A 17,177-nucleotide genomic window follows, 5' to 3' on the forward strand; every position below is an offset into this window, starting at 1 on the left:
CCCTCGACGACATCGGCATACCGGCCCCCACGCGAGCGAGCGGGGACGGGTCCCGCAGCATCCATCCGTCCCCCCGCCCCGGCGTCACGTCCGCCTGGCGTCGGGTCAGTGGCCGCAGGTGCACCCCTCACCCATGCCGCAGCCGCCGTCGACCGCGGCTCTGGCGGCCCGGGGACCCGCCGCGCCCGCAGCCCCATGACCGACCCCGTGCGCCTGGCTCGACTCGGGGACATCCATCGCGGGGTTCACATCGAGGAAGCCGTACGGCTTGAACCAGAAGCCGGCGTAGTCGACCGGCATGATGGGCCAGTCCTCGGGACGCGGGATGTGGGTGAGGCCGAACGTGTGCCACAGCACGAGGTCCTCGCCGTCGATCGAGCGGTCGTCGGCCGTGTAGGCCGGAAGCCCCGCACCGCCCTGGTGGGCGTTCGGGTAGCGGCCGGCGGGCCAGCGCTCGTCGTGGTCGTACGCGGTGCCCCACAGGTGCTTCGTCGCGAACGCGGCGCGCGCCGCCACCGACGAGGCAGGGTCCGCCATGAGCAGCGCGGTCGGCTGGGGGAGCAGGTGGTACGCCGTCGGCTTGCCCAGGTGGTTCGTCTTCGAGGCGCTGCGCACCTCCCACACCCGGGCGACCGACGTGTCGGCGATGCGCTGGGCCTCGGCCTCGGTGCGCAGCGGGGTCTCGGTCCAGGTGAACGCGTTGCCGAACGGGTTCGCGTCGCCCATCGGGATGCGGGCGGCGTCGATCTCGACGAGCCGGTTGTCCTCGCCGTCGATCGCGACGTCGAGCCGCGCCGAGAACAGGTGCTGGTGCACCGGCGCGAACACGCCGGGCGCGATCTCGGGGGCATGCGGGTTCGTCGATCCCGGCACACCGCCGCCCACGAACACGATGCCCGTCGCCTTCGCCTCGAGCTGGATCGAGCCGTCGAGGTAGAAGTACCAGTAGAAGCCGTAGTCGTAGTTGCCGATCGTCGAGAAGTACGACACGACCAGGCGCCGTGACCGGCGCACGTGTGAGCCGACGGGACCCTGTTCGGTGTGCTTCCAGAGGATGCCGTAATCCTCCTCGTGCATGCACACCACGTTCGGGATCCGCACGGCATGTCCGTGGTCGTCGGCGACGTGGCCGTCGAAGTACCGGATGACGCCGAGGCAGTCGCAGCCGAGCTCCAGGTGGTTGGCGTTCTTGCCGAGCAGGTACTCACCGGCGTCGAAGTAGCTGATCCAGAAGCGCGTGTTCGACGTGTCGCCGTAGGGCACGACCATCTCGGGCACGCTCGCGCGCGTCAGCACCGGACGGTCGTCGAACCGCACGTCGTGCAGCACGAGTCCCTCGCGGGCGTTGAAGTCGACGCGCATCGACCAGTTCTCCCACTCCACGCGGGACCCGGTCACGGCGAAGCTCGGCCCCTCGGGCTGAGTGATCTCGATCGGCTTGAGGCTGGTGCGGGCAGGACCCACGGCATCCGGGGTGTACTTCCCGCTTCCCGAGGGGACGGGCACGTCCCCTTCGTCCTCGATGCCGATGACCGCGTTCGACACGAGGTCGACGTGGACGATGAGGCCCTCGACCGGGTGCGCCCAGGGGATGTCGTCCTCACTGTCGCGCAGGAATGTGAGCGAGCGGATGACGCGGCGCCCGACCTCGTTCTCACGCCCCACGAACCCGGGCGCCAGCGGCGAGCAGAACGCGAGGTCGATGCGGTCCGCGAGGCCGCGGCGCGTCATCGCGGCGCACCACTCCGGCGAGGCCTTCACGATCTCCGCCGCGCGGTCGTACTCCTCGAACAGGTACTGCGGCTGGCCGTACGGTGCCCGCGACGGGTCGAGCTCGCGTTTCGCGACCACCGCCTCGCGCGAGATGGACACGATCGCCTCGACGAGCGCGCCTGTCGCAGCATCCATCAGCGTCACGTCCACGCGACGGTCGAAGGGCTCGCCGGGCGACCAGGCGGCGAGCTCGTCCTTGGTCGGCTCGTCGGGCAGCAGCATCGGCACCCGCACCGTGTCGCCGAGGAGGCCCGCCGACACGAGGATCCCGCGGGCCGCCTCGATCTCGTCGGCGGTGAGCGGATCGAGCGGATGCCGCGGCTCGGCCTTCCTCACGGCAGTCACCGGAATGAGGTCCGGGTTGTCGTGGGGCTGGGTGGGCGCGTCGTGCGTGTGCGCAGGCATGGGGCCTCCTTCATATCCGCCCCCACTCTTCCGCTCGCGGGCACCGGTGTCTTGACCCGGTGCGCAGGAAGCGTGACTGGTGGTGCGCCCGTCGCAGGCCGACCGGATCACCCCGCCGAGCGGCGTCGTGCCGATCTCCGGCCGCCGAGCTCTGCGTCAGAGCCAGTGGCGCTTGCGGAACACCCCGTAGAGGGTGAGGCTCGTCGCGGCCATCAAGCCGAGCGCCATGGGGTAGCCGAGCGGCCATGCCAGTTCGGGCATGTATTCGAAGTTCATGCCGTAGATCGTGCCGACCAGGGTCGGGCCGAACAGGATCGCGGCCCAGCCGGAGATCTTCTTGACCTGCTCGTTCTGGGCGAGCGCCGTATCGGTCTGCCGCTGCGTCACGATCGTCGCGTTGACCGTGAGGGCGTTGTCGAGGATCGAGCGGAACGCCGAGGCCTTGTCGATGATGCGCAGCGCGTGGTCGTGCACATCGCGGAGCGACCGCTGAAGCTCGAGGTCGACCTCGTACTTCGGTGCACCGCGCTGCAGCGACTCGAGCATGTCGGCGAGCGGAGTGACCGCACGCTGGAGCATGATCACCTCGCGGGACAGGTCGTAGATGCGCTTGGAGAGCGACACGCCCCCGTGCTCGAACAGCGCGTCCTCGATCTCGTCGATGTCGTTCTCGACGCCCTCGATGACCGGCGTGTACTCGTCGACCACCTCGTCGAGGATCGCGTAGAGCACGGCCTCCGGCCCCAGCGCGAGCAGCTCGGGCTCCTGCTCCATCCGCCGGCGGACGCGGCTGTGATCGGGGGACTCCGCATGCCGGATCGTCACGATGAAGTCGGGGCCGACGAACACGTGCAGCTCGCCGAAGTCGACCGTCTCGGTCTCGTCGATCTAGCGTGCGGGCCGCAGCACCACGAACAGGATGTCGCCGTAGCGCTCCAGCTTCGCGCGCTGATGGCCGGTGAGCGCGTCCTCGACCGCGAGGGGGTGCAGGGCGAACTCGTCGGCGACCTGCGCGATCTCCTCCGGGGTCGGGCGGAACAGCCCGATCCACGCCATCCCGTGCTGGGAGCGGGTGTACTCGAAGGTCTCGGCAAGGCTCGACGGATTCTCGATCCGCTTACCGGCGACGTACACGCCGTTGTCGACGATGGGCATCAGACGATTCTCCTCGGCACGTGGCCCGGTGGGCAACGATCCTCACGATTCCGTGACGAGTGGATGCTGCGCCCCGGCATCCGTCGTCCGTTGTCAGGAGACGGGCGTCAGCCGCCGTCGCCGTTGCCACCTCCGCTGTTCCCGTTCCCGTTTCCCGTCCCGCCGTCGCCGGTCCCGCCGTTGCCCGTCCCGCTGTTGCCTGTCCCGCCGTCGCCGTTGCTCTCGCCGTCGCCCGGGTCGGAGGCGGCCGGGCCGGCGCTCGGATGGATCGTGACGGTCGCGCCGGCGGTGGCCCGGCCCGCGCCGGGGTCCTGGCTCGCGACGAGCCCGGCCGTGACCTCCGACTCGACGGTGTCGCCGACCTGCACGACGAACCCCGCCGCCTCGAGCCGGCTCCGGGCATCTCCGATGCTCAGCCCCGTGACGTCGGGGACCGTGGCCTGCGAGGTCTTGGTCAGCTGCGGGGCGGGGCTCGGGAAGGCGTCCCCGCCGTAGGCGTCGTTCGCGGCGGCCTGCACCGCCCGGCCGATGCGATAGCGGATGTCCGACAGCCGCGTGCCGTCGTGCCAGGTGTTGAAGACGTCTCCGCCGCCCTCCACGTTGCCCGCCCACGTCGCCGTCGTCACCGTGGTGCTCGACTCGATCATCCAGGTCTGCCATGCCTCGTGGGTGCCGGTCTTGCCGAGGAGCGGGGTGCCGTCGCCGGGGTTGCCGACGGCTCCTGTTCCTCCGGATGCCATCACGCCCTGCAGTGCGTAGGCCGCGGTCGCCGCGATGCTCGGGTCCAGGGCCTGGACGCACGAGCGTGCGGGCTTCGCGATCTCGGTGCCCGCAGCATCCGTCACCCGATCGATGGCCTGCGGCTGGCAGTAGGTGCCGCCGTTGGCGACGGTGGCGTAGGCGGCGGCCATCGCGATCGGCGAGACCTGGGCCGTGCCGATGATGGAGTTGAGGCTGTCCATCGAGATCGGCGTGCCGTCGCTCTGCGTGACGCCGAGCTTCGCCGCCACGTTCTGGATGTCGCAGAGGTCGAGCTTCTCGGCCATCGCGAAGTAGCCGGTGTTCAGAGAGGACGCGGTGAACTGCAGGGGCGTGCCGATGCGGCCCGCAGCCTTGCCGAAGTTGTTGACGAGGGTGTTCGACGTGTTGTCCCAATCGCCGCCGCACGAGTTGGTGAGGTGCGTGAAGACCCGCAGCCGCCCGTCGAGGGTCTCATTGACCGAGTGCCCCTGCTCGAGCCAGTCGAGGAGGGTGAACAGCTTGAAGGTCGAGCCGGCGCTGAAGCCCGTGGATCCGCCCACCGCGGGATCCCCGGCGAAGACGAGCGAGGAGTAATCGGGATCGTCGTCGGCCGCGGCGTCCTCGCCGTACTTGGTGTTCTGCGCGATCGCCAGGATGCGACCGGTGGATGCCTCGATGCTCACGGTCGTGGAGCCGAAGCGTCCTGTCGACGCACCAGGGGACGTCGGCATGGTGGCCGAGGCGGGCGCGTACTGCGTCATCGCGGCCTCGGCGGCGGTCTGCACACGCGCGTCGAGGGTCGTGTAGACGTTCAGGCCGCCGCGCTGGAGGGTCTGCAGCCGGTCGGTCGCGGTCTCGCCGAACGTGGGGTCGCTCAGAATCACGTCTTTCACGTACTCGCAGAAGTAGGCCGCCCCGCCCGCCGCGGCGCACCCCGTGACCGTCGGCGTGATGGCCGGGGTGATCGGCTCGATCGCGGCGGCGACATACCCGTCGCGCGTGATCTTGCCGTCGTCGAGCATGCGGTTCAGCACGTAGAGCTGGCGCACCTTCGTCGAGGTGTACCCATCGGCCGCGGCGAGCTTCTGCTCTTCGGTGATCTCGCCCGACGTCACCAGCGCGTCGAGCGCCCCGAGCTTCGCGCCGTCCTCGATGACGCCGTCCGGCGCCTTGTTGAGGGTCGTGCCGTCCGATGTCGTGATCGAGCCGGCGGGGCGATCGATCCGGTAGCTGTTGGGGTTCTGCACCATGCCGGCGAGGGTCGCCGCCTGCGCGACGGTCAGGTTCGCGGCGGTCGTGCCGAAGTAGTAGCGCGCGGCCGCCTCGACGCCGTACGTGGTGCCCCCGAAGTTGGCGATGTTGAGATAGCCGAGCAGGATCTCGTCCTTGGAGTACTCCTGCTCGAGCGCGATCGCGTAGCGCATCTCCTGCAGCTTGCGTTCGACGCCGGCCGTGCCGGAGGACGTGGTGGCCTCGGACCAGCAGTCGTACTTGGCCTGCGGCGTGTTCGCGGTCGCCTCGCACTGCTGCACGAGGACGTTCTTGACGTACTGCTGGCTGATGGTCGACCCGCCCTGTGTCTCGCCGCCGCCTTCGAGGTTCGACAGCACGGCCCGGGTGGTGCCGACGATGTCGACGCCGCCGTGGTCGTAGTAGCGCGGGTCCTCGCTCGACAGGATCGCGTCGTACATCGCCGACGAGACATGGTCGTAGGTGACCGGCGTGCGGTCCTGCTCGAGGAACTGCGCCATCAGCACCTCTTCGCCCGTCTCGGGGTCGGTGGCGTAGAAGTTGCTCGGCACCATGAGCTGGTCGATCTGCAGCGTGCTCGGCAGGTTGTCGAAGAGCGTGATCGCCTGCGATGCGGCGGCGCCCGTGAGGGCGACCGCCGGGGTGACGGTGGCGGCCACGAGGACTCCGGCCAGGGCGCTGAGGCCGAGCAGCCCGGCGAGACCGCCGAGGAATCCGCTCGCCCGTCTTCGGGATTCGGGCATGCGGTCGAGCGTAGGAAGCGGGCCTGGACGGTTCTGGTGACGAAGCTATGCGCCAGGTGGACGCCGCGGACTGTCGGCAGGTGCGACTAACCTGCCCGCATGACCATCGATCAGGATCTGCTCGACTGGCTGCTCGACTCCGACCCGGCGCTGCGCTGGCAGGTCGAGCGCGATCTCGCCGGGGCTCCGGCCGAGGTCTGGCAGGCGACGCGCGCGCGTGTGGCGACCGAGGGTTTCGGAGCGCGACTGCTCGCCGAGCAGGACGCCGACGGCCAGTGGGCCGGAGGGGCGTTCTTCCCCGCGGGCTTCTTCGGCAGTGCCGAGCAGGACGAGCCCGGTCAGCCCTGGGTGGCGACGACCTGGGTGCTGAAAGACCTCCGCGAGTGGGGCGTCGACGCGACGGCGCTCGACGGCACCGCGGAGAAGATCGCCGCGAACAGCCGGTGGGAGTACGACGACCTGCCCTACTGGGGCGGCGAGGTCGACGTCTGCATCAACTCGTACACGCTGGCGAGCGGCGCGTGGCTCGGGGCCGACGTCTCGCGGCTGGTCGCCTGGTTCCCCGAGCATCGCCTGGCCGACGGCGGCTGGAACTGCGAGGCCGAGGAGGGCGACTCGGTGCGCTCGTCCTTCCACTCGACGCTCAACGCGGCGCGCGGCATCCTCGCCTACGAGCGCATCACGGGCGACACGAGCATGCGCGACGCCCGCCACGGCGGCGAGGAGTACCTCCTCTCGCGCCACCTGATGAACCGCGCGACGACCGGTGAGGTCGTGGGCCCGTTCGTGACGCGGTTCGTGTACCCCGACCGGCACCGCTACAGCGCGCTGGTCGCCCTGGACCATTTCCGCGACGCCGGACTGCTCGAAGGCACGCCGCCCGACCCTCGTCTCGCCGACGCCGTCGAGGTCGTGCGCGCCGCCCGGCAGCCCGACGGCACGTGGCTGCAGACCACCCCGCTTCCCGGCCGCGCCTGGTTCGACGTCGACGTCGCCGAGGGCGAGCCGTCGAAGTGGCTCACCCTGGTCGGCACGCGGGTGCTGGATTGGTGGGATGCCTCGGCCTGACGCACCTGCGTGGATCTACGCTGTGACTGTCTGAAGGAAGGAGTCGCCGTGTCGACGTACGACGAGCACTCGCCTCACGCCCACGTGCCGGAACCGGGTGAGTCGAGCATCCCCGAGCTCGAATTCGACGAGACGATCCCGCCGCGTCCGGAGGAAGAAGTGGCCGATGTCGCCCGGGCGGAGCCGGACGTCGCGGACCACAGTCATCATCGAAGCATCGTGCGGGTGTGGCGGGGAGTGATCCGCACGCAGGACCGCGACGAGTACGTCGACTATGTCGAGCGGACGGGGATCGAGGAGTACCGCGCACTTCCTGGGAACAAGGACGCCTGGACGCTGACGCGCGACCTCGCCGGCGGTCTGACCGAGATCCTGACGGTCTCGCGGTGGGACAGCCTGGACAGCATCCGAGGATTCGCGGGCGACGACGTCGACAGGGCCGTGTTCTACCCGGAGGACGACCGGTTCCTCGTCGAGAGGGACGACACCGTGCGCCACTACGTGCAGCGCGGCTGAACTGCCGGCCGACGCCTCCGGCGCTGGTTGCTCGCGGCGAGTCAGTCGCGAAGGGTCTCGACGACGAAGGCCGCCATGCGGTCCGCGCCGAAGTGATCGTCGGCGGTGATCGTCACGACCGCGCCGCCCGCGAAGATGAGCAGCTGGCCGTAGGCGCCGTGGAGGCGCCAGGCGTCGCCGGGGCCCCGCCAGCCGGCGAGGGCGTAGCCGTCGTAACCAGGGTTCTCGCCGGCGACCACCCACCCGGAGTGCATCGCGTCGATCCACTCCGGTGACACGAGCTGCCGTCCCTCCCACCTGCCGCGATCTCGGATGAGCCGCCCGATGCGGGCCAGTTCGCTGGTGCGGAGGGGGAGGCCACCGCCCGCGACGATGTGGCCGTTCGGGCAGCGCTCCCACTCGACGTCGTCGATGCCGAGCGGCGCGAACAGGCGCGGACCGAGATAGTCGGCGACGTCGCCCACTCGCTCGGCGAGCACGCGCATCGCGGTGTAGGTGCTGGCGTTCGAGTACTGGAACACCCTCCCGCGTGACGGGCGCCGGAGGAACTCGGTGGCCAGGTCGGGCCAGTCGGTCATCATCGTCTCGGACCAGGGCAGGTCGATGCCGCTCGTCATCGACAGCAGGTGGCGGAAGGTGACCTCATCGACGCCCTCGCCGAGCTCGACGCCAGGCAGGTACGTCGCCACGGGCACGTCGAGCGAGACCAGTCCCTCGTCTGCAGCGATGCCCGCGGCGAGCACGCAGACGCCTTTCGCGGCGGAGTGGATGTCTTCGCGCACATCAGCGGTCCAGCGGTGCCCGGCGAGGTCATCACCGACGAGGACATGCAGTCCATGGGCCCGGAACCCCGAGGCTTCGGCCTCGCGCACGATGCGGTCGGCGACGGACTGGGCGCGGGTCACGGCTTCCAGTCTGCCTGCCCACGGGGCCTGAAGTCGCAGTGCGGAGGGCTCAGGAGCCACCGTGGCGGGCTGGTCCGCGCTGTCCGAATCGGCGTTCGCGCCCGTCCCACCGTGGCGGGTTGGTTCGCGCTGTCCGAATCGGCGTTCGCGCCCGTCGGGAGCAGCAGCGTTTACCGGATTCGACCGCGCGAGCGCGGCGTCATGGGACGCGCGGTCGCCGCCCCGCGTCGCGCCGGGTATTTTTGAACCTGGTTCAGCCGTCCTGGACCGGATCCATGCGCCGTGACGGGAGACGACGACGATGCCGGACTCGCACCCCGCGCACGCGCTTGCCCGCGTCGCGATCGTCGGCGACGGCCGCGTCGGTCGTGCGATCGCCGCGGCCCTCCGGCAGGCGGGTGTCGATGTGCAAGGACCTCTCGGCCGCGGGGCGACCGGCGACGACGCCGACCTCGTGCTGCTCGCGGTGCCGGATGCCGAGATCGGGCGCGCCGCCGCGCTCGTCGCGCCGGCGCGCCTGGTGGGGCACTTCTCGGGCGCGACAACGCTCGAGCCGCTCGCACCGCACGAGGCGCTCAGCATCCATCCCCTCACGACCGTGACCGGCGACACCTTGTTCGCGGGCGTCCCCGCGGCGCTCGCCGGCTCGACGCCGCAGGCCCTCGCCACCGCGCACGCGCTCGCCGAGGCGCTCGGCATGGCGCCGTTCGACATCGCCGATGAAGATCGCCCCGCGTATCACGCGGCCGCGTCGATCGCGTCGAACTTCCTCGTGACGCTCGAGTCCTTCGCGGAGGATCTCGCCGCGACCGCGGGGGTTCCGCGAGACGCGCTGGCCCCGCTCGTGCGAGCGACCGTCGCGAACTGGGAGGCGCACGGCTCCGCGGCCCTCACCGGTCCGATCGCCCGTGGCGACGAGGCGACCGTCGCGCGCCAGCGTGACGCCGTGGCCGAGCGGCTGCCCGAACGTGCCGGACTCTTCGACGCCCTGGTCGCGGCGACGCGCGATCTGCGACCGCGTCAGGAGGCCGCCTCGTGATCGTCGTCCGCACCGTCGCCGACCTGCGCGAGGTGCTGCGCGAACGCCGCGGCGGCAGCATCGGCCTCGTCCCCACCATGGGCGCGCTGCACGAGGGCCACGCGACGCTGCTGCGCGCGGCCCGTGCCGACAACGACACGGTCGTCATGACGATCTTCGTGAATCCCGCGCAGTTCAACGAGCAGTCGGACCTCGCCGCCTATCCCCGCACCGAGGAGGCCGACCTCGCTCTCGCCGAGGCCGAGGCGGTCGACATCGTCTTCGCCCCCGACGCCTCCGAGGTCTACCCGGACGGCTTCGCGACCACCGTGAGCGTGTCGGGGCCGATCGCCGAGACCCTCGAGGGCGCCGAGCGCGGCCGCGCGCACTTCGACGGCGTCGCCACCGTCGTGACGAAGCTGCTGCTCGCCGCGCTCCCCGACACCGCCTACTTCGGTGCGAAGGACGCGCAGCAGGTCGCCGTCATCCGTCGCCTCGTCGCGGATCTCGGCATCCCCGTCACGCTCGTCGTGTGCCCGACCTCCCGCGACGCCGACGGCCTCGCCCGCTCCAGTCGCAATACCCGCCTGTCGCCCGAAGAGCGCGCGCGGGCGCTGGCGATCCCGCGAGCGCTCACCGCGGTCACGGATGCCGCGGCCGGCGGCATCCGTGAATCCGATGCGCTGCGCGAGCGGGCGCTGGACGCCCTCGCCGAGGCCCTCATCCCGCTCGAATACGTCGCGTTCGTCGACCCCGAGACCTTCGCCCCGGTCTCGTCCGTGGACCGCCCGACGCTCGTCGCGATCGCCGCGCGCGTCGGCGCGACGCGCCTGATCGACAACGCGGTGATCCCGCCCGTTCCCCCCACCACCGGAGGTGCATGATGCGCGCACAGGTGACACTGCAGCGCCTCGCCGAGATGAAGGCCCGCCGCGAGCCGATCGTCATGGTCACGGCCTACGACTACCCGAGCGCGCGGACGGCCGAGCAGGCCGAAGTCGACATGGTGCTCGTGGGCGACTCCGGCGCGCAGGTCGTGCTCGGGCACGACTCCACGGTGGCGGTCACGGTCGAGGAGATGCTCGTGCTCGCGGGCGCGGTCCGTCGCGGGATCCGATCGGCATTCATGGTCTGCGACCTGCCGTTCGGATCGACCGAGGTGTCGGACGAGCAGGCCGTCACCACCGCCGTGCGGTTCGTGAAGGAGGCCGCAGCCGACGCCGTCAAGCTCGAGGGCGGCGGCGAGGCGCGGCTCAGCCGCATCCGGGCGATCGCCGACGCCGGCATCCCGGTCGTCGCGCATGTGGGCCTCACTCCGCAGACCGCCGTGGCGCTGGGAGGCCTGCGCGCCCAGGGTCGCACCGCCGAGTCCGCCGCGCGCCTGGTGCGGGAGGCCCTCGCCGTGCAGGACGCCGGCGCGAGCGTGCTCGTGATCGAGGCCGTGCCCGCCGACGTCGCGGCGGTCGTGCTGCCGGCGCTCGAGATCCCCGTCATCGGCATCGGCGCTGGGCCGGCCGACGGCCAGGTGCTCGTGCTGCACGACCTGCTGGGCATCACCGAGGGCAAGACCGCGGCCTTCGTCAAGCGCTACGGCGCCATCGGGCCCGACATGGTCGCCGGCGTCGCAGCGTACGCGCGCGAGGTGCGCGGCGGCGTCTTCCCCGGGCCCGAGCACGGGTACTCCGCCACCGACGACGCGATCGCCGCGGCGCGCGCCGAGCTCGACTCCCGCAGCGCGGACTGATGGGATGCCGCGGGCAGCGGCATCCGTCCGGCTCAGTCGGGTGCCGGTCCGGTGGACTCGCGCCAGATGACACGGTGAATCTGCTGGGGCTCGGTCGGCGCGCGCTCGCCGCGGAGCGTCGTGATGAGCCTGGTCATCGCGCGTGAGCCCAGACCCTCGAGGTCGACCTCCACGCTTGTCAGCGCGGGGCTCATCAGGCGACCGAGCTGCTGGTCGTCCCATCCGGTGACGCTGAGGTCGTCGGGCACGCGCCACCCGCGATCCATCGCCGCGCGGATCGCGCCGGCGGCCACGAGGTCATTCGCCGCCAGCACGGCGGTGGCCCTGTCGTGTTCGGGAAGTCCGCGCACCGCGGCCATCCCCGATTCGGCCGACCAATCGCCCTCGATCACGCCGGTCGACTCCAGCCCGAGCGATGCGACCGTCTCGAGATAGGTGTCGCGCCGGGCGCGCGCCGACGCGAACTGGAGGTCTCCGGTGATGTGGAGGAACCGGCGGTGGCCGCGTTCGGCCAGGCCGCGGATCAGGTCGACGAGGGCTGAGGCATCCGCCAGCTCGCCGATGCCGCGCATCTCGTCGTCGAAGTCGGCCGATGCGACGATGGGCGTCCCGCTGGAGGCCTGCAGCTCGAGCGAGGCGAGCACGGGGGCGAACGAGACGATGCCGTCGACCTGACCGGAATCGGCCAGCTCGGCCACGCGCTGCGTTCGCTCGTCGGCGCCCCCCTCGAGGGCCAGCACCTCGACCGCGTAGCCGGCCGCGTGCGCGGCCGCGCCCGCTCCGGCGAGCATGCGCGCCGGACTGTAGGCGAGCGTCGGCACGACCACCGCGAGCCGGCCGGTGCGGCGCGTGCGCATCGAGCGGGCGACGAGGTTCGGCCGGTAGTTCAACTGGTCGACCGCGGCCTGAACGCGCGCCTTGGTGGTGGGCTTCAGCCCATCGGGAGCGCGGAAGAAGCGTGAGACGGTCTGATGCGAGACATCGGCGAGGCGGGCGACCTCCATGATCGTCGGTCGGCGGTGCGGTGCGGTGTCGGTCACGAGCGCCTCCTTCGACATCCATGTTGACACAGATTGTGAACCTTCACTATTCTCACTTCTCAACCGAGTGATCGATCACTAAGTGAAGGTTCACCCCAGGTTTCCCTCACGCGACCAGCGTTCCGAAAGGACAAAGATGTTCACACGCAGAAGAACGGGCGCCGTCGGCGCCGTGGCAGTCGTCGGCTTCGCTGCAGCCCTGGCAGGCTGCGCCGGCGCCGCTCCCGCCGACTCCCCGGCGGCCACCTATGATCCGGACGAGAAGGTGAGCCTCGACTTCGCGTTCTGGGGGAACGACGTTCGAGCCGAGATGTACAACGAGGCCATCGCCGCGTTCAACGAGGAGTACCCGAACATCACGGTGAACTCCACGTTCCTCTCCTGGGACGAGTACTGGGAGAAGCGCCAGACCGAGGCTGCCGGCAAGAACCTCCCCGACGTGTTCCAGATGGACATGACGTACGTCCGCCAGTACTCCGACAACGGCCTGCTCCTGGATCTCACGCCCTACGTCGGCGACATGATCGCCACCGACGGCTTCGACGAGAGCGTGCTCGACATCGCCACGATCAACGACACGATCGCGGGCATGCCGGTCTCGACGAACGCGATCGGGATGTTCGAGAACGTGGTCCTGACCGAGCAAGTCGGCGTCGAGCCGTTCGAGGGCGGCGACTGGGAGGCATACGACGAGTGGCTGCACGAGGCCCGGGATGCCGCCGAGGCCGCCGGGCTCGAGGTCTGGGGCGGCGCGGACCCCACCGGCTTCATCCAGCCGTTCGAGCTCGTCCTTCGATCCGAGGGCAAGTCGGTCTTCACCGAAGAGGGCGAGGTCGGCTTCACCGAGGAGGACCTCGCCGACTTCTGGAACCGTGGCGCCGAGTTGCGCGAAGACGGCGTCGTCACCCCGCAGCAGCGGATCCAGGAGGTCACTCCCAAGGGCGCCTTCGACTCCGCTCAGGCGCTCACCGAGATCGTGTGGGACAACTTCGGCGCTCCCTACAAGGCGAACCTCGGCGACGCGTATCCCGACCTGAACCTCGTGGCGCCTCCGGTCACCGAAGAAGGCGCCAAGGACCTGTACAAGAAGGCCGGCATGCTGATCTCCGCTGCGGCCAGTACGGAGCACCCCGAGGCCGCGGCCCTGTTCACCGACTTCCTGGTGAACAGTCCCGAGGTCGGCGCCATCTTCGGGACGAACCGTGGGATGCCGGCATCCGAGACCCAGCTCGAGGGCGTGGAGCTCGACGAGACCGCCCAGCAGATCATCGACTACGAGGAGTCGATCGCCGACCGCATCGGCGACGCGCCGCCGGTTCCGATCGTGGGCTACGGCTCGGTCGAAGCGAAGTTCAAGGCCCTCGGCCAGGAGCTCGGGTTCGGCACGATCACGGTGGACGAGGCGGTCGATCAGCTCTTCGCCGAAATCGACGTCATCGTCAATCAGTAGCGCGCCTGTCGACGGGCGCGGTGCGAGAAGTCCCGCGCCGCGCCCGCCGACACGCCTCACCCCACCTCCCCCCCAGAAGGAACCACAGGTCATGTCCTCACCCCGCCCACCCTTCCGCGTCGGCATCATCGGCACCGGCGGCATCGCCCACGCCCACGCCGACGCCCTGAACGCACTCTCGCCCCGCGTCGAGATCGCCGGCGTGGTAGACCTCGACCGTGCGCGTGCCGTCGCCTTCGCCGAGACCTTCGGCGTCGACCGGGTCTACGCGGACGCGGCCGATCTCTTCGCGAGCGAGGAGCTCGATCTCGTGCACGTGTGCACGCCGCCGCAGACGCACACGCCGATCGCGATCCAGGCGATGCGGGCGGGCGTCGCGTCGCTCGTCGAGAAGCCCACCGCGCTCACCCTCGGCGAGGTCGACGAGCTCGAGGCGGTGCAGGCAGAGACCGGCGTGCCGGTGCTCACGGTGTTCCAGCACCGGTTCGGCGCCGCCGCCCGCCACCTCGGCGCCCTTGTCGCCGGGGGCGAGCTCGGCCGACCCCTCGTCGCCACCTGCGAGACCCTGTGGTACCGGCCCGACGAGTACTTCGACGTGCCGTGGCGCGGGCGATGGGATGTCGAGGGCGGCGGTCCGACGATGGGCCACGGCATCCATCAGTTCGATCTGCTGCTGGCGATCTTCGGCCGCTGGTCTCAGGTGAGCGCCTTCGCGGCGCGGCAGCTGCGCCCGACCGACACCGAGGACGTCTCGATGGTGCTGGTGCGTTTCGAGAACGATGCCCTCGCGACCGTCGTCAACTCGCTCGTCTCGCCGCACGAGACCTCGCGGCTGCGGTTCGACTTCGAATTCGCGTCCGTCGAGGTGCGCCACCTGTACGGATACACCAGCGAGGACTGGACCTTCACCCCGGCGCCGGGCCACGAGCATCTCGCGACCCGCTGGGCCGAGGGCCTGGACAGCGGAGCGACCAGCGGCCACCGCGACCAGATCCGCGCGATCCTCGACGCCTTCGAGGCGGGCGAGGCGCCCGGCGTCGACCTCGCCGAAGCGCGGCACACGCTCGAGTTCGCCGCGGCCACCTACGCCTCCGCGTTCCGCGGGGCTGTGGTCCAGGCGGGGGAGCTCCGAGGCGAGGATCCCTTCGTCCGCTCCATGAGCGGCGGGATCGTGCCCTGGGCCCCCGTGAAGGAGGTGCTCGCATGAGCGCGCTGCGCATCACGCACGACATCGGCTCCGCGGTCACGGTCCGCGACGGTGACGTCGACCTGTTCACCTACGTGTATCAGCCCGCGACGGTGCCTGTGGAGTCGCCCAAGCCCTACCTGCACCCCATCCGCACGCGCCGCGGCGACGTCGTCAGCCTCTTCCGGCCGCACGACCACGTGTGGCACAAGGGCATCGCCTGGGCGCTGCCGGTCGTGAACGACGAGAACTTCTGGGGCGGCCCCACGTACGTCCACGGGCAGTTCTACGTGCAGCTGCCGAACAACGGCGTGCAGCAGCACGACGGAGCAGTCGAGCTCGAGGCGGGCGAGCGTGCCACGGTCGCGCACGGGCTGCGGTGGATCACCGAGTCAGGAGACGTGCTGTTCGCCGAGGAGCGCGCGCTGACCGCCGAGATCGTGTCGGACGACGCCTGGGCCCTCACCTTCGACACGCAGCTGACCAACGTGTCGGGCGCACCGATCGCCATCGGCTCCCCGACGACCAAGGGGCGCGAGAACGCCGGCTACGGTGGGCTGTTCTGGCGTGGACCCCGCTCGTTCACCGATGGCACGCTCGTCGCGCCGGGAGCCTCCGGCGCGGGCGACGACGTGCGGGGAGCGCGCTTCGAGTGGATGGGCTTCGTCGGACGCCACGACGACGTCGACGCCACCTCTCTCGTGCTCATGCTCGACGACGCGGCCAACCCGCACCACCCGCCGCAGTGGTTCGCGCGCTCCGAGGAGTTCGCGGCGCTGAACCCGGCGCCCTTCTTCAGCGAAGAGGTCGTCGTCGCTCCCGGCGAGACCGTGCGGTTCCGGTACGCCGTCGGCATCGCCGATGGGGGAGCGGATGCCGCGGAGCCTCTCGCAGACGTGCTGCGAGGCATCCTCCAGCCGGTCCTAGTGTGAGTCGGGAGGGAGAGGAGCTTCTCGTGACAGACACCACGCCTACGTTCCCCGGCGCCACCTCCGTGACCCTGCTCGACGTCTACGACGACCTCGCCCCCGACGGCCTGCGCGGCGGCAGCCCGCACATGCATCTCGCCTCGACCGAGTGCTACGTGGTGATCGGCGGGCACGGCGAGCTGCACACGCTCGATGCCGGCGGACTGCGCGAGACCGAACTGCGCAAGGGCTCGGTCGTGTGGTTCACTCCCGGCACGATCCACCGCGCGGTGAACCACGGCGGGCTCGAGGTGCTCGTGGTCATGGGCAACGCGGGGCTTCCGGAGGCGGGCGACGCCGTGATGACCTTCCCGGCCGACATCGTCGCCGACCCCGCGCGGTACGCCGCAGCCGCGGCGCTCCCGGCTGAGCCGGTGGAGGCACGAGCCGAGGCGGCGGCGCGACGGCGCGATCTCGCGGTGGAGGGCTTCCTCGTCCTCCGCGACGCCGCACGGGCCGGCGACCTCCGGCCCCTGCAGGAATTCCACGCGGCCGCCGCCCGGCTGGTGCGGGGACGGGCCGTGGACTGGACCGGGATCGTGGAGCGAGGGCCCGCCGCGCAGGCCGCGCACAGCCTCGACATCACCCGCGCGCTCGCTGCCGGTGAGGCGGGGCACCTCTCGGAGGCTGCGCTCTCCCAGGCGCCGGCGCTCGTGGGTGAGAGGGAATTCGGCATGTGCGGCCGGCTGCGCGCCTACGACGTGAGCGGCGACCGGGTGCGCCGCTGACCGAGGGGGAACGCGATGCCGGAGGCCGCGGCATCCGTTCCGATCAATCCGCTGAGAGAACGCGGTGAGGCCGCCGGAGCGGGCGATCGACCCACCCCGCGCCCATAGGCTGGAGGCACAAGGGGAGTACTCCCGTCCGCGGCACCTCGTCACTACGGATCCAGCGTCGGATCCCGGGTTGCCGGCCCCATCAGGGCGGAGGAGACCTTGGCGATCTTCGTCTCGCCACGTCTCTGACAGGGAAGGAACCCCATGGGCTCGCTCAACCGCCTCTTCGATCTCGCCGCCAAGGCCCTCGACTCCTCCGGCTCGCCCCAGCAGTCGCGCTCCGGAGGCCGGGATTGGCGCGCGATGGCCCGCGACGTCGCCGGGGCGGTCGCCGGTGACGCGCGGCAGACTCCGCCGCCGGCGGCACCGGGCGGATGGACGCCGCCGACCGGGATCCCGGCGGCACCGGGTGTGGGCCTCACGCCTCCCGCGCCCGCG

General features: G+C 70.9%; 13 protein-coding genes and 2 pseudogenes. 10 read left to right on the top strand and 5 right to left on the bottom strand.

What is annotated here, in order from left to right:
* Window positions 1-105: 105 nt before the first annotated feature.
* The 3 genes and pseudogenes from AC3A46_RS15880 to AC3A46_RS15890 all read right to left on the bottom strand — a co-directional run bounded on the left by AC3A46_RS15880 (window position 106) and on the right by AC3A46_RS15890 (window position 6,068).
* On the bottom strand, window positions 106-2,178 hold the full coding sequence (locus AC3A46_RS15880; protein WP_487666071.1) for a primary-amine oxidase: 2,073 nt from the start codon (window positions 2,176-2,178) through the stop codon (window positions 106-108).
* A gap of 156 nt (window positions 2,179-2,334) precedes the next feature.
* Window positions 2,335-3,333, bottom strand: a pseudogene (corA, locus tag AC3A46_RS15885) (magnesium/cobalt transporter CorA).
* A gap of 107 nt (window positions 3,334-3,440) precedes the next feature.
* Window positions 3,441-6,068: a transglycosylase domain-containing protein gene (locus AC3A46_RS15890; RefSeq protein WP_487666072.1), complete on the bottom strand. Its 2,628-nt coding sequence runs from the start codon at window positions 6,066-6,068 to the stop codon at window positions 3,441-3,443.
* A gap of 99 nt (window positions 6,069-6,167) precedes the next feature.
* On the opposite strand from AC3A46_RS15890, the gene AC3A46_RS15895 reads away from it, so the two are divergent.
* Together AC3A46_RS15895 and AC3A46_RS15900 are read left to right on the top strand one after the other, a co-directional pair.
* Window positions 6,168-7,136, top strand: coding sequence for a squalene cyclase (locus AC3A46_RS15895; protein WP_487666073.1), 969 nt, complete (start codon window positions 6,168-6,170; stop codon window positions 7,134-7,136).
* 48 nt (window positions 7,137-7,184) lie between these two features.
* A complete protein-coding gene (locus tag AC3A46_RS15900) occupies window positions 7,185-7,652 on the top strand; it encodes a hypothetical protein (protein ID WP_487666074.1) in 468 nt (155 codons plus the stop codon).
* Between the two features lie 41 nt (window positions 7,653-7,693).
* On the opposite strand, the gene AC3A46_RS15905 is transcribed toward AC3A46_RS15900, so the two are convergent.
* Window positions 7,694-8,557: a serine hydrolase domain-containing protein gene (locus tag AC3A46_RS15905; protein ID WP_487666075.1), complete on the bottom strand. Its 864-nt coding sequence runs from the start codon at window positions 8,555-8,557 to the stop codon at window positions 7,694-7,696.
* Window positions 8,558-8,858: 301 nt separating this feature from the next.
* Between AC3A46_RS15905 and AC3A46_RS15910 the strand changes: the two genes are divergently transcribed.
* Genes AC3A46_RS15910 through panB form a run of 3 tightly spaced genes read left to right on the top strand, consistent with a single transcriptional unit; the run spans window position 8,859 to window position 11,319 of the window.
* Window positions 8,859-9,596 (top strand): DUF2520 domain-containing protein, encoded by a 738-nt coding sequence (locus tag AC3A46_RS15910; protein WP_487666076.1) that lies wholly within the window; start codon window positions 8,859-8,861, stop codon window positions 9,594-9,596.
* Window positions 9,593-10,459: a pantoate--beta-alanine ligase gene (gene panC / locus AC3A46_RS15915; protein ID WP_487666077.1), complete on the top strand. Its 867-nt coding sequence runs from the start codon at window positions 9,593-9,595 to the stop codon at window positions 10,457-10,459. Before AC3A46_RS15910 ends, panC begins: the two co-directional genes overlap by 4 nt.
* Window positions 10,456-11,319, top strand: a complete 864-nt coding sequence (gene panB, locus AC3A46_RS15920) for a 3-methyl-2-oxobutanoate hydroxymethyltransferase (protein WP_487666078.1) — start codon at window positions 10,456-10,458, stop codon at window positions 11,317-11,319. The genes panC and panB overlap by 4 nt, the downstream gene beginning before the upstream one ends.
* A 32-nt stretch (window positions 11,320-11,351) precedes the next feature.
* Here the strand turns inward: panB and AC3A46_RS15925 are convergent, their stop codons facing one another.
* A complete protein-coding gene (locus AC3A46_RS15925; protein WP_487666079.1) occupies window positions 11,352-12,359 on the bottom strand; it encodes a LacI family DNA-binding transcriptional regulator in 1,008 nt (335 codons plus the stop codon).
* A gap of 136 nt (window positions 12,360-12,495) precedes the next feature.
* Here AC3A46_RS15925 and AC3A46_RS15930 point away from each other — a divergent pair, with 136 nt between their 5' ends.
* The 5 genes and pseudogenes from AC3A46_RS15930 to AC3A46_RS15950 form a co-directional block, all read left to right on the top strand.
* Complete coding sequence (locus AC3A46_RS15930; RefSeq protein ID WP_487666080.1) at window positions 12,496-13,809, top strand: ABC transporter substrate-binding protein; 1,314 nt, start codon at window positions 12,496-12,498, stop codon at window positions 13,807-13,809.
* Window positions 13,810-13,900: 91 nt separating this feature from the next.
* Entirely contained in the window at window positions 13,901-15,016 is a 1,116-nt protein-coding gene (locus AC3A46_RS15935; RefSeq protein WP_487666081.1) for a Gfo/Idh/MocA family protein, read from the top strand.
* Window positions 15,013-15,927: a DUF6807 domain-containing protein gene (locus AC3A46_RS15940; RefSeq protein ID WP_487666082.1), complete on the top strand. Its 915-nt coding sequence runs from the start codon at window positions 15,013-15,015 to the stop codon at window positions 15,925-15,927. Before AC3A46_RS15935 ends, AC3A46_RS15940 begins: the two co-directional genes overlap by 4 nt.
* Window positions 15,928-15,950: 23 nt before the next feature.
* Window positions 15,951-16,691 (top strand): cupin domain-containing protein, encoded by a 741-nt coding sequence (locus AC3A46_RS15945; protein WP_487666083.1) that lies wholly within the window; start codon window positions 15,951-15,953, stop codon window positions 16,689-16,691.
* A 252-nt stretch (window positions 16,692-16,943) separates the two neighbouring features.
* Window positions 16,944-17,177: pseudogene (locus AC3A46_RS15950) on the top strand (hypothetical protein); the annotation flags it as partial.

The organism is Microbacterium sp. Soil_C_42 (assembly GCF_057656735.1).

What these genes read in the sequence shown, in the direction of transcription:
- AC3A46_RS15895 (WP_487666073.1), top strand. Translation starts at nt 6,168, where the DNA reads ATGACCATCGATCAGGATCTGCTCGACTGGCTGCTCGACTCCGACCCG.
- AC3A46_RS15910 (WP_487666076.1), top strand. Translation starts at nt 8,859, where the DNA reads ATGCCGGACTCGCACCCCGCGCACGCGCTTGCCCGCGTCGCGATCGTC.
- AC3A46_RS15880 (WP_487666071.1), bottom strand. Translation starts at nt 2,178, where the DNA reads ATGCCTGCGCACACGCACGACGCGCCCACCCAGCCCCACGACAACCCG.
- AC3A46_RS15930 (WP_487666080.1), top strand. Translation starts at nt 12,496, where the DNA reads ATGTTCACACGCAGAAGAACGGGCGCCGTCGGCGCCGTGGCAGTCGTC.
- AC3A46_RS15935 (WP_487666081.1), top strand. Translation starts at nt 13,901, where the DNA reads ATGTCCTCACCCCGCCCACCCTTCCGCGTCGGCATCATCGGCACCGGC.
- panB (WP_487666078.1), top strand. Translation starts at nt 10,456, where the DNA reads ATGATGCGCGCACAGGTGACACTGCAGCGCCTCGCCGAGATGAAGGCC.
- AC3A46_RS15890 (WP_487666072.1), bottom strand. Translation starts at nt 6,068, where the DNA reads ATGCCCGAATCCCGAAGACGGGCGAGCGGATTCCTCGGCGGTCTCGCC.
- AC3A46_RS15940 (WP_487666082.1), top strand. Translation starts at nt 15,013, where the DNA reads ATGAGCGCGCTGCGCATCACGCACGACATCGGCTCCGCGGTCACGGTC.